The following is an 11,603-nucleotide window of genomic DNA, read 5'->3' as shown; positions in this document are numbered from 1 at the left end:
ATAGGGATTGCCCAGCACTCTACGCCGGCCGCATGGACGCGACAAATCCCAAAAAATGCGCCCGCCATATCCATCGGATATGGCGGGTGTGTCAGAACGGGACCTGAGGGTTACTCAGCCGCCAGCTCCCGCTTGGAAGCGTCCGCCCGGGTTTTCCACAGCGAGAACAGCACGCCGCCGAGGATCAGGCCGAAGGTTACCGACAAAGACAAGGCCGCCGGCACCTTGCCGATGAAGCCGACCAGGAAGATCTTGCCTCCAATGAACACCAGCACCAGGGCCAGCGCGTACTTCAGGTAGTGGAAGCGGTGGATCATCGCGGCCAATGCAAAGTACAGCGCGCGCAGGCCCAGGATGGCGAAGATGTTGCTGGTGTACACGATGAAGGGGTCGGTCGTGATGGCGAAGATCGCCGGCACGGAATCCACCGCGAACAACAGGTCCACGAATTCGATCAACACCAGCGCCAGCAACAACGGCGTGGCCCAGCGTACCTTCTTGGACGTGGCGGGATCGGTCTCCATCACCCAGAACGCGTTGCCGCGCAGCCCTTCCGTGACGCGCATGCGGCGCTTCAGGAACTTCAGGATCGGGTTGGAAGCGATATCGGGCGTCTGGTCCGCGATCATCCACATCTTGATGCCGGTGAACACCAGGAAGGCGCCGAACAGATACAGCAGCCAGCCGAAGTTGCTGACCAGGGCCGCGCCCAGGCCTATCATGATGGCACGCAGGACGATCACGCCCAGGATGCCCCAGAACAGCACGCGGTGCTGGTACTGGCGCGGGATCGCGAAGAAGCTGAAGATCAGCGCGATCACGAAGACGTTGTCCATCGACAACGACTTTTCGATCATGAAGCCCGTGTAGTAGGCCATGCCGCTGGCGGCGCCCATCTGCCACCAGACCCAGGCTCCGAAAAGCAGCGCCGCGGTGATGTAACCGGCAGAAAGCAGCAGGCTCTCGCGCACGCCGATCTCGCGATCTTCCTTGTGCAGCACGCCCAGGTCAAAGGCCAGCAAGGCGACCACGATGCCGATGAATAGCAGCCAGCTCCAGGCCGGTGTACCGAAGAAATCGGCGGAGAGTAAGGTGAGCAAGGTGTCCATGATGTTCCCGCTTGTGTTCGAAGGGGCTCATGATCCAGATCCTGGCCGCATGGAGAAATCAGCCTGAAAGTGAGTTAAGGTTCGAAAAAACCGAAGTGATTCCTGCCATGCTCAATTATCGACACCTGTACTACTTCTGGATGGTCGCCAAGGAAGGCGGATTTTCCCGTGCTGCCGAAAGGCTGGACATGGCAATCCAGACCATCAGCGCGCAAGTGCGCGAACTGGAAAAGAACCTGGGCCACCAGCTGCTCAAGCCGGCCGGTCGCGGCGTGGCGCTGACCGACGCGGGCGAAGCCGCGTTCGCCCGCGCCGAAGAGATCTTCCAGATCGGCCAGATGCTGCCCCAGGAGGTCCGCGCCGCCGCCACCAAACCCGTCATACGCCTGTCGGTGGGCCTGTCGGACGGCATTTCCAAGCTGGCCGCGCAAGCCCTGCTGGGCCCGGTGCTGCACACGCCGGACCTGCGCCTGACCTGCCACGAAGGCGAGGTCGAGGAACTGCTGGGCGAACTTGCCCAGCATCATCTGGACCTGGTGCTGGCCGGCCAGGGCGCGCCGGCCAACCCCAACCTGCGCTTGACCAGCGACCGCCTGGTGTCGTCGCCCGTGGACTGGTACGGCCCCGCCAAGCTGGTGCGCAAGGCGGACACGCAGGATTTCCCGAACTGCCTGGAACGCCTGCCGGTACTCCTGCCCACCGGCCATTCCGTGCTGCGCCAGACGCTGGACCGCTGGTTTTCCGAACAAGGCATCTATCCCAACGTGGTCGGCGAATTCGAGGACAGCGCCCTCATGTCGGTATTCGCGGCCCGCGGCCTGGGCGTATTTCCGCTCAGCCGCCTGGGAGGCGGGGACATCGGCGTGTTGCGCGGCTTGCGCCCCCTGGCGCGGTGCGACGACGTGCACGAGGAAATCCACGCCATCCGCAACCGCCGCGGACAGCACCATCCGCTAGTGCAGATTGTCCTCGCCAAGGCAAAAACTTCGGTTTTTTCTTAATGTTTGTCACAACCACGCTGGTTTTTCAGAAATAGAATCCGCCTTATCGTGGACCCTCTTTTGAAATATCGGAGTACCACCTCAATGAAAAAGATCATCTGGCTCGCCTTCGCCGTGCTCGCCGCGCTCTGGACCGGGCTGGTTGCGCTGACGCTGCAGCTGACCAACTGGGTCCTGTCGACCATCGCCACGACCCAGGTGCCCGGCACGGCGCTGGACACGTCGCAATGGGTGCCGCCTGCCTGGGCGGCCGCCTGGGTCGACCCCGCCTGGCTGCAGACGCTGCAATCGGGCCTGGTCTGGGCCGCGCAGGGCCTGAATCAGGTGCTGCCCTTCGCCGGCAGCCTCGGCACGCTGATCTCGGTGCTGGCATGGATCTTCTGGGGCTTCATCATCGTCGGCCTGCTGGTGCTGGCGCTGATCCTTCACTGGCTGGCCGGCAAGCGCCAGCAAGACCCGGCGCCTGGCCGCCAAGTGGTGTAATAGGGCAGCAACGCGGCAACCCGGCGCGCTGCAGTCTCTAGGAGCGTGCCGTGTCCACCGTCCATTCCCCTGTCCCGATGTTGCTGGCGGCCCTGCTCGCCCTGGCCGCCACGACCGCGCAAGCCCACCCCACGCGCGCCGCGTACGGCGTCGAGGTGTGCACGGTCACGGGCACCTCCGGGGAATACAGCGTGCGCGTGCGCAACACGGGGACCGCCCCCCTCGCCCGCGCCGAAGTCAACGGCGTCAGCCTGGACTCCAGCGGCCACCCCGCCGGACCGCTCACCGTCAACCTGACCGATATTCCCCCCGGCAAGTACAAGACCGCGGTGCTGGGACGCCCCGGCAATGGAGCCGCGTTGGTCAGCATTGCCACCTACGTGACCGCCAACGGCACTGAAACCCATCAGCAGGATCTGTTCGCCGGCAAGGTGGCGCATGTCTCGCCGGGCTCCGCCTTGCAGTACACGCTGGCACCCCTGGCCGTGCGCGGCTGGACCGTGGCCTACGGCACCAGGCAGGATCCCAAGCTGGAAGCAGGCAGCGCCGTGCTGCTGATCTATCCCGTCACCCTGGGCAAGAAGCGGGACGCGACGCGGCCGGATGCGGGGCGCGCGCCTGCCGACGTGGTGCCGCTGGCGCCCTGCGGCGCGGCCAAGGCATCCTGAGCCTGCTCAAGTTCCGCTGAGCAGGTCGCGTTCGTTCAGGAGCGCGTAGACGATTTCGGGCCGGTTATCGAAGCCGCGGCGGATGGCGGCGGGGATTGCCGTTCGTGTCTTGCGGCACAAGCCGGGCAGATCGTCGAGCTGGATCGCGATGCCGCGCGACGTGCGCACCTCGTTATCGCTGGGAATGATGTGGATCACGATCCCCAGCTGCGCGTGGATGCGTCCCTGCATGGCGCGCAGGTCCTCCAGGCTGGAAATGTTCTCCAGCCGCGCCACCAGGCGCTTTTCCTCTTCCTTGGTCAGCCGGAGCACCCGGATGTCCGCCGAGGGATCGGCAAGCAGCCGGTCACGGTCGCACACGCATGCGCCCGGCGGGCATTCTTGGCGGATGGGAAACGGAAAATTCATGGCGGGCGGCGCGCGTCGCTGCAATCTTGCGTATCCTGGAATTCTACCCAGGATCTCCTGCCGCCTGCCCGGCGGCAAGTCCTGGTTTCCCCGCAAGCCGCTGCGGCATAATGCCTCACCGAATTTACGGCGCGGAGGCTGCCCGCATGAAAGGTTTCCTGTCCATGGCCGCACTGGTCGCCCTGGCCGCGTTGAGCCAGGACGCGGCCGCGCGCGATTACTCCTATACCGTCCGGCCCGGCCTGCCCGCGGTCGTGACGATTACCGACTTGCCAGGGCAGCGCCTGAGCGCCCGCATCGCCGATGGCCCGGCGCAGGAAATCGCGAACCTGGGCGGCGACGAGGAGGTCGACCAGTTCCAGGACGTGGACGTGGACCATGACGGCTACCGCGACTTCGTCATCGGCCAGACTGGTGGCGGCACGCAAGCGATATCGCGCATATTCCTGTACCGGCCGCAGAATGGGCGCTACCAGGAAGTAACACATCCCGATGCGGCGGCCAGTCCCTGCCACGGCTTCGTCAACCCGGATTTCGACGCCGCCAAGCCCGTGTTCTCCGTGGCCTGCCGCTACAGCGCCGACACCTACGGCTTCGAGGTATACCGGGTGTGCCCGGACGGCTCGGCCCAAGCCGTCTCCTGGACCCGGCGCGAGGGCGAATCCGAACAACGCGTCCCGCATCCCGGCTCCAAGGGTGGCAATTGCGGGCAACGACCCGGTCGCTAGCGGCCACGGCCGCTATAGTTGCGCTTCCGCCTTCCAGGCTCTACGTCCGAGGACACCCCTGCCGTGCTGATTTTCCACAACCCCGTCCATGAAAAACACGCCGGCCGGCAGGAAATGTTCCGCGGCAAGCTCGTTCCCTGCCATGAAACCCCGGCGAGGCTGGAGTTCGTGCTGCAGGCACTGCATCAGCGCGGCATCGGAGAGTTGCGCGCGCCGTCGGTGGTGGACCTGGACCTGGTCAAACGCGTGCACACGCCGCGCTATGTGGATTTCCTCGCCCGTGCCTGGCACGATTGGATCGCGCTGGACCCCGCCAACGCCGCGCTGGATATCCTGCCCTCGATCTGGCCCGTGCGCGGCTTTCGCCACGATATCGAACCCACCAACTTTGCCGCGCGTGTCGGCCTGTTTTCGTTCGATAGCGGCTGCCCGCTGACCGCTGGCACCTGGGAGGCAGCCACCGCAGGCGCCGCCTGCGCCATCGACGCAGCGCGCGCCGTATCCGCCGTGGGCGGCCCCCGCGCGGCCATGGCGCTCACGCGCCCGCCCGGCCACCATGCGGGGCCGGATTTCTTCGGCGGCTATTGCTTCCTGAACAACGCGGCGCTGGCGGCCCAGGCGTTGCGCGACGCCGGCGCCGAGCGCGTTGCCATCGTGGACGTGGACTACCACCACGGCAACGGCACCCAAAGCATCTTTTACGAACGTGCCGACGTGCTGACCGTGTCGGTCCACGGCGATCCGACCACGGAGTATCCCTTCTACCTGGGCTACGCCGACGAACGCGGCGCGGGCGCGGGCACGGGCTGCAACCTGAATCTGCCGCTGCCCGCAGGCACTGGTTTTGCGGCCTGGACACAGGCGCTCGAGCAAGGCTTGGCCGCCGTCCGCGCCTTCAAGGCCGATGCCGTCGTGATCGCGCTGGGCGTGGATACGTATGAAGGCGATCCCATTTCCAAGTTCCGGCTCCAGAGCGCCGACTACCTGCGGGTGGGCAGCCTGCTGGCCAGCCTCGGCCTGCCTGCCGTCTTCACGATGGAGGGCGGCTATGCCGTGGCGGACGTCGGTATCAATGTAGCCAACGTGCTGGAGGGCTACGCCGCCTGAGCGCTTGCGCACATCCGTTGCCACATTGCTTCCACCGCGGGACGCGAATCGGCCCGATCCTTGAACGCCAGGATCGATACCTCGATGTCCCACAACCGGCTGGCCAGCGGTGCAAGATCCGCCGACGCCAGCCGCTCCAGGGCGCTATCCGCCAACCAGGCAACGCCCAGCTCCTGGGCGGCCATGTCGCCCAGCACGTCCGACATTTCGGCCTCGAACACGCGCACGCCGTGCAACGGCGCCGCGGCGCCTTCGATGGCGGCGTCGATCAGCCGCCCGAAGTAGACATTGGCCGAGTACATCAGCAAAGGCACGGGGTGGGCAGCCGTGCCGGGCAGGTCCAGGCCCGTGCGCTCGATCAGGGCGCGAGCGGCGTAGGGCCGTATCAGTTCGCGGCCCAGGGTCACGCAGTCATAGCGCGCGGGATCCAGCGGCAGAGGCTGGGCGACCTGGTGGAAACAGACCAGGAAGTCCGCCGCGCCCGAGGTAAAGGCCGACACGGTATCGTGCACATTACCCGTCTGCAGGCTGCAACTGAGCAGCTTGCCTTCGCTCCATGCCTTCCACCACTTGGGCAGGTGTGCGGTTGCCAGCGCGTACGAAGTCGCCAGGCGCAGCTGGTTCTGGGCCGGCACCCCCGCAATGCCCGCCCGCGCTTCCGCCAGCTGGTTGATCAACTCTATCGCCGCGCCGCGAAAGCGCTCGCCCGCTTCGGTGAGCTGGGTCGGGAATGCCGTGCGGTCGATCAGTCGCGCCCCCGCCCAGTTCTCCAGGCTCTGGATGCGGCGGCTGAACGCGGCCTGCGACAGATTGCGCGCCTCGGCGGCACGCGTGAAATTGCGCACCTCCGACAGCGTGATGAAGTCCTGCAACCACCGGGTATCCATAGTGCTCCTTGCGTCATGCGTAATCCGCATCGGCCATGCGCGCGGCGCATCGGCGCGCATGCTTAGTTCGCATTGGACGATGCCCGCGCCCTGCCCGACACTGCGGCCATCGGTTCCGCATTGGAGCCGACACGCCACGGAGTGTAAACATGGATGAAACCCTGCGCGCCGCCGCCCGCGAATACCTCGTACGCTACGGCGGCGATACCTTCCCCAACCTGTTCACGTCCGCCCGCGGCGCCATCGTGCGCGACGATACCGGGCGCGAGATCCTGGATTTCACCTCGGGCCAAATGTGCGCCACCATCGGCCACAACCATCCCGCCATCGTCGAAGCCGTGCACAAGGCGGGCGAAACCGCCTTCCACTTCTTCAGCGGCATGATCCCCGAAGCCGTGGCCCAGCTGGCGGCCACCGTGGCGCGCGACTGGATGCCCGCCGGCCTGAGCAAGTCCATCTTCGTCAACACCGGTTCGGAAAGCAACGAGATCGCCCTGCGCATGGCCAAGATGCACAAGAGCGGCTTCGAGATCCTGGCCATTGGCGGATCCTGGCACGGCGTGACCAGCGGCGCGGGCTCGGTATCCTACGCAAGCGACCGCAAGGGTTATGGCGTACCGCCGGCCGGCGTGTACGTCATGCCGGAGCCCAACGCCTACCGCCCCTATATCGCCGGCATGGACGCCGAGCAATCGGCGCTGGCCTGCCTGGAGATCGGCCTGAAGATGTTCGACATGGCTTCCGCCGGCAGGCCGGCCGCCATCATCGTCGAACCCGTCATCAGCGCGGGCGGCGTGCTGGTGCCACCCAAGTCCTATATGCAGGCGCTGCGGCAGGCGGCCGATGCACGCGGCATGCTACTGATCTTCGACGAAGCGCAGACCGCCTTCGGCCGCATCGGCTACCGCAGCGGCGCGGAGTACTTCGGCGTCACCCCCGACATCATGAGCGTGTCCAAGACACTAGGCGGCGGCCTGCCGCTGGCCGCCGCCGTGACCACGCCCGCCATTGAACAAGACGTGCACGAGAAGGGCTTCACCTTCTATACCAGCCATGTCTCCGATCCGCTGCCGGCCACCGTGGGCCTGGCCGTGCTGGACACGATCCAGCGCGAAGGGCTGATCGAGCGCGCGCGCACGCAGGGCGACTACCTGCGCCGCGGCCTGCTGGAACTGCAGCAGCGCCACGAAGCCATCGGCGACGTGCGCGGCCTGGGACTGCTGCTGGGCGTGGAACTGGTGCGGGACCGCAATACCCGCGAGCCCTATCACCAGCTCGGCGCCCTGACCACGCAGCGCTGCTTCGAACTCGGCCTGTCCATGAACATCCGACGCCGTCCCGAACGCGGCTCGGTGTGGCGGATCGCGCCGCCGTTGACAGTGAGCAATGCAGAGATCGACCGCGCCATCGCCATCCTGGACCAGGCCCTGACCGAGAGCCTGGACAAGATCGCCAGGCCGGCGGCAAGCCACGCCTGAAGGCATCCCTCCGCAACCCATCCGGCGCCGGCCCGCCCGGCAGGAGAACGACATGCACCGACGCACATTCGCCATCTGCGCCCTGGCGCTGGCCGCCGTATCCAGCCAGGCGCTTGCCGGCCCCACGCTCGACACCGTCCGCAAGCGCGGCTACGTGCAATGCGGCGTGTCGACCGGCATACAGGGATTTTCGGCGCCCGACAGCAAAGGAACCTGGCACGGACTGGACGTGGATATGTGCCGCGCCATCGCGGCGACGATCTTCAATGATGCGACGAAGTACCGCCTGACGCCGCTCACGACGCAGGCCCGCTTCACCGCGCTGCAATCCGGCGAGGTCGACGTACTCACACGCAACGTCACGCCCACGATGGCCCGCGACACCACGCTCGGCCTGCTGAGCGTGGCGGTCAACTACTACGACAGCCAGGGGGTCATGGTATCCAGCAAGCTTGGGGTCAAGGCGCTGCGCGAACTGGACGGCGCCACCATCTGCGTGCAACCGGGGACCGTGACCGAACTCGATCTCGCGGACTGGTTCCGGTCTCAGTCGCTGCGCTTCAAGCCCGTGGTCATCGAAAAATACGATGAAATCGTGCGCGCCTTCTCGGCGGGACGCTGCGACGCCTTCACTTCGGACAAGTCGCAACTGGCGGCTTCGCGCATGACGCTGGAAAATCCCGACACCTACGTGATCCTGGACGAGAACATCTCCAAAAGCCCGCTCGGCCCCATGGTGCGCCAGGGCGACGACAACTGGGTCAACATCGTGCGCTGGTCACTCAACGCAATGCTGGAAGCCGAGGAATTCGGCATCACCTCATCGAACGTCGACGCGCAGCTCAAAGCCAACAGCCCCAACGTGCAGCGCATCCTGGGCGTTACCCCCGGCATGGGGCGCAACATGGGCGTGGACGACAAGTGGGCGTACCACATCGTCAAGCAGGTGGGGAACTATGGCGAAAGCTATGAGCGCAACCTGGGCATGAGCAGCCCGATGAAGCTGCCACGGGCGCTGAACGCACAATGGCGCGATGGCGGCTTGATGTACGGCTGGCCGGTGCGCTAGCCGGCGCTTCGGGAGACCCGGCCGCGCCCGCGGAAGATCCGCGGGCGCGGCCTTTTTCAATCCCGCGTTTCCAGAACCTTGTTGACTCGCAATGCCACCAAGGTGCACGCCGCGCCCGACAGCAGGTAGATGCTGACCGCCACCAGTCCAAAGCGCGCAGACAGGCCCAAGGCGACCAGCGGCGCGAACGCCGCGCCGATCAGCCACGCCATGTCGGAGGTCAGGGCCGCGCCCGTGTAGCGAAAACGGCGCGTGAAATTCGCGGTGACGGTGCCCGAGGCCTGGCCATAAGACAGCCCCAGCAGCACGAAGCCCACCAGGATGAAAGCGTCCTGCGCCTTGGGCCCGCCGCCCAAGAGCCACGGCGTGAACAGCGCAAACACGGCGATCAACGCGGCCAGCAGGCCCAGCGTGGTGCGCCGACCGATGCGATCGGCCAGCCAGCCCGATGCAATGGTGCCCAGGATGCCCAGCACGGCGCCTATGATCTGCACGACCAGCACGTCCTGGATCTGCTGGGTCGCGCTTACTGCAATCCACGACAGCGGGAATACCGTGACCAGATGGAACAGGGCATAACTGGCCAGCGCCGCAAACGCGCCAATGAACAGGTTGTAGCCTTGCTCGCGCACCATCTGCGTGGTGCTGATGGGTTCGAGTTCGCCCTCTTCCAGCAATTGCGTGTATTCCTCGGTCACCACCAACCGCAGCCGCGCAAACAAGGCCACCACGTTGATCGCGAATGCCACGAAGAAGGGATAGCGCCAGCCCCACTCCAGGAAGTCGGCTTCGGTCAGCGTGACATGCAGGAAGAGGAACAGCGCGCTGGCCACCATGAAGCCCACCGGCGCGCCCAGCTGGCCCAGCATCGCATACCAGCCCCGGCGATTGGGCGGCGCATTCAAGGCCAGTAGCGAAGGCAGGCCGTCCCAGGACCCGCCCAAGGCCAGTCCCTGCAGGCACCGAAACACCGCCAGCAGCGTGATCGCGTGCGCCCCGATGACGTTGTAGCCGGGCAGGAAAGCCATGCCCACCGTGGCCGTTCCCAGCAGGAACAAGGCAATGGTGAGCTTGGTCGCTCGCCCCCAGCGCCGCTGCGCGGCCATCGACAGTGCCGTGCCGATGGGCCGCATGATGAACGCGAACGAGAAGATGACGAAGGACCAGAGCGTGCCTTCCAGCCGCGGTTCGAAGGGGAAGAAGACCTGCGGAAACACGAGCACGCAGGCAATGCCGAACACGAAGAAATCAAAGTACTCGGAGGCCCGTCCAACCACCACGCCCACCGCGATTTCCCCTGGCGCCACCTTGGCGTGGCTGCCGCCGCCGGCCGCGGGGAATGATGGAGCATGACCGGGATATTGCGTGGTGGTCGCCATGTGAATGCTCGCTGAAAGGAGGTTCGGAACAGCCTGGCCTACGATCCTGAAACACACCTGCGCGCCCGGAGCCCATATCGCGCAGAGCCGCCCCGTTATTGGTATGCAGCCCTGGTCCGCGCGCCTTGCCCTGCACATTTTTGTTCTTTTTACCCTAGATTTTTCGCGGCTTCCAGCGTAGTGTTGCGTTTACTTCCCACGGTTACGTTTCGGGGTATGGTCATGCCGTCCTTCCCAAGGTTCCGCGGATTGGTCATGGTTGCCGCTCTGCCATTGCTCGCCGGATGCAATGCGGTCCTGCTCTCGCCATCAGGCGACGTCGCGTTGCAGCAGCGGAATCTGATCATCATTTCAACCGGCTTGATGCTGCTGATCATCGTGCCGGTGATCTTCCTGACCTTCCTGTTCGCGTGGCGTTACCGGGCCAGCAACAAGGATGCGCACTACGACCCTGAATGGAACCACTCCACGGTGCTGGAGCTCCTGATCTGGGCGGCGCCGCTGCTGATCATCATTGCGCTGGGCGCGCTCACATGGGTCAGCACGCACCAGCTGGATCCCTACCGCCCGCTTGCACGCCTGTCCGAGGGCCGCGAAGTGCCGCCCGACACCAAACCGCTGGTGGTGGAAGTGGTGGCGCTGGACTGGAAGTGGCTGTTCATCTATCCCGAGCAAGGCATTGCGGCGGTGAACGAAATGGCGGCCCCCGTGGACCGCCCGATCCAGTTCAGGATCACGTCGTCCACGGTCATGAATTCCTTCTTCGTGCCCGCGCTGGCGGGTCAGATCTACGCCATGCCTGGCATGCAGACCACGCTGCACGCAGTGATCAACCATCCCGGCGAATACGAAGGCCTGTCCGCCAACTACAGCGGCTCGGGCTTTTCGGGCATGCGCTTCAAGTTCCACGGTGTGGACCAGCAGGGCTTCGACAAATGGGTGGCCAACGCGCGCGCGTCCAACGCCGCGCTCGACCGCGAGGCCTATCTGAAGCTGGAACAGCCCAGCGAGCGCAACCCGGTGCAGCTCTATGCCTCCAGCGCGCCCGGCCTGTTCGAGGCGATCGTCAACCGCTGTGTCGAGCCCAACCGCATGTGCATGCGCGACGCAATGGCCATCGATGCGCAAGGCGGCATGGGCATACCCGGCGCGCTCAATGTCACGACGCTGGATGCGGAAACGCGGGAGCGCCTGGGACTGACGGGCGCGCCGCGCAAGTATGTGGGCGCGATGTGCACTGCCACCGAAGGACTGGTCCTGTAGCGGATCGCCGGCGACCGGCGATC

General features: G+C 65.6%; 12 protein-coding genes. 8 read left to right on the top strand and 4 right to left on the bottom strand.

Annotated features, from left to right (window positions below):
- Positions 1-110: 110 nt before the first annotated feature.
- Positions 111-1,109, bottom strand: a complete 999-nt coding sequence (locus VCS63_RS19090) for a TerC family protein (protein ID WP_042794930.1) — start codon at positions 1,107-1,109, stop codon at positions 111-113.
- 107 nt (positions 1,110-1,216) lie between these two features.
- Here VCS63_RS19090 and VCS63_RS19085 point away from each other — a divergent pair, with 107 nt between their 5' ends.
- The 3 genes from VCS63_RS19085 to VCS63_RS19075 all read left to right on the top strand — a co-directional run bounded on the left by VCS63_RS19085 (position 1,217) and on the right by VCS63_RS19075 (position 3,261).
- Positions 1,217-2,110, top strand: a complete 894-nt coding sequence (locus VCS63_RS19085; protein WP_042797311.1) for a LysR family transcriptional regulator — start codon at positions 1,217-1,219, stop codon at positions 2,108-2,110.
- 84 nt (positions 2,111-2,194) lie between these two features.
- Complete coding sequence (locus VCS63_RS19080; protein ID WP_042794931.1) at positions 2,195-2,593, top strand: hypothetical protein; 399 nt, start codon at positions 2,195-2,197, stop codon at positions 2,591-2,593.
- A gap of 50 nt (positions 2,594-2,643) precedes the next feature.
- Positions 2,644-3,261 (top strand): hypothetical protein, encoded by a 618-nt coding sequence (locus VCS63_RS19075; RefSeq protein ID WP_104653755.1) that lies wholly within the window; start codon positions 2,644-2,646, stop codon positions 3,259-3,261.
- Between the two features lie 6 nt (positions 3,262-3,267).
- Here the strand turns inward: VCS63_RS19075 and VCS63_RS19070 are convergent, their stop codons facing one another.
- The gene (locus VCS63_RS19070) at positions 3,268-3,669 is read right to left on the bottom strand and encodes a hypothetical protein (RefSeq protein ID WP_042794933.1); all 402 of its coding nucleotides are present in this window, start codon (positions 3,667-3,669) and stop codon (positions 3,268-3,270) included.
- 146 nt (positions 3,670-3,815) lie between these two features.
- Between VCS63_RS19070 and VCS63_RS19065 the strand changes: the two genes are divergently transcribed.
- Both VCS63_RS19065 and VCS63_RS19060 read left to right on the top strand, forming a co-directional pair.
- The gene (locus VCS63_RS19065) at positions 3,816-4,397 is read left to right on the top strand and encodes an XAC2610-related protein (protein WP_323880729.1); all 582 of its coding nucleotides are present in this window, start codon (positions 3,816-3,818) and stop codon (positions 4,395-4,397) included.
- Positions 4,398-4,460: 63 nt separating this feature from the next.
- The gene (locus tag VCS63_RS19060; RefSeq protein ID WP_323880727.1) at positions 4,461-5,504 is read left to right on the top strand and encodes a histone deacetylase family protein; all 1,044 of its coding nucleotides are present in this window, start codon (positions 4,461-4,463) and stop codon (positions 5,502-5,504) included.
- Here the strand turns inward: VCS63_RS19060 and VCS63_RS19055 are convergent.
- Complete coding sequence (locus VCS63_RS19055; RefSeq protein ID WP_076815257.1) at positions 5,492-6,391, bottom strand: LysR family transcriptional regulator; 900 nt, start codon at positions 6,389-6,391, stop codon at positions 5,492-5,494. The genes VCS63_RS19060 and VCS63_RS19055 overlap by 13 nt on opposite strands.
- A 149-nt stretch (positions 6,392-6,540) precedes the next feature.
- Here VCS63_RS19055 and VCS63_RS19050 point away from each other — a divergent pair, with 149 nt between their 5' ends.
- Positions 6,541-7,869 (top strand): aspartate aminotransferase family protein, encoded by a 1,329-nt coding sequence (locus VCS63_RS19050; protein ID WP_042794935.1) that lies wholly within the window; start codon positions 6,541-6,543, stop codon positions 7,867-7,869.
- Positions 7,870-7,921: 52 nt separating this feature from the next.
- Positions 7,922-8,938 carry an amino acid ABC transporter substrate-binding protein gene (locus VCS63_RS19045; RefSeq protein WP_042794936.1) on the top strand — a complete coding sequence of 339 codons (1,017 nt, stop codon included), beginning with the start codon at positions 7,922-7,924 and terminating at the stop codon, positions 8,936-8,938.
- 56 nt (positions 8,939-8,994) lie between these two features.
- Here the strand turns inward: VCS63_RS19045 and VCS63_RS19040 are convergent, their stop codons facing one another.
- On the bottom strand, positions 8,995-10,317 hold the full coding sequence (locus VCS63_RS19040) for an MFS transporter (RefSeq protein ID WP_175199653.1): 1,323 nt from the start codon (positions 10,315-10,317) through the stop codon (positions 8,995-8,997).
- A gap of 222 nt (positions 10,318-10,539) precedes the next feature.
- On the opposite strand from VCS63_RS19040, the gene cyoA reads away from it, so the two are divergent.
- Complete coding sequence (gene cyoA / locus VCS63_RS19035) at positions 10,540-11,580, top strand: ubiquinol oxidase subunit II (protein ID WP_063640234.1); 1,041 nt, start codon at positions 10,540-10,542, stop codon at positions 11,578-11,580.
- Positions 11,581-11,603: the final 23 nt, after the last annotated feature.

Source organism: Achromobacter sp. D10 (assembly GCF_035282245.1).
GTDB classification, from domain to species: domain Bacteria; phylum Pseudomonadota; class Gammaproteobacteria; order Burkholderiales; family Burkholderiaceae_B; genus Achromobacter; species Achromobacter insolitus.
The sequence above is the reverse complement of the archived record's forward strand: the minus strand, read 5'-3'. Positions and strand labels throughout refer to the sequence as shown.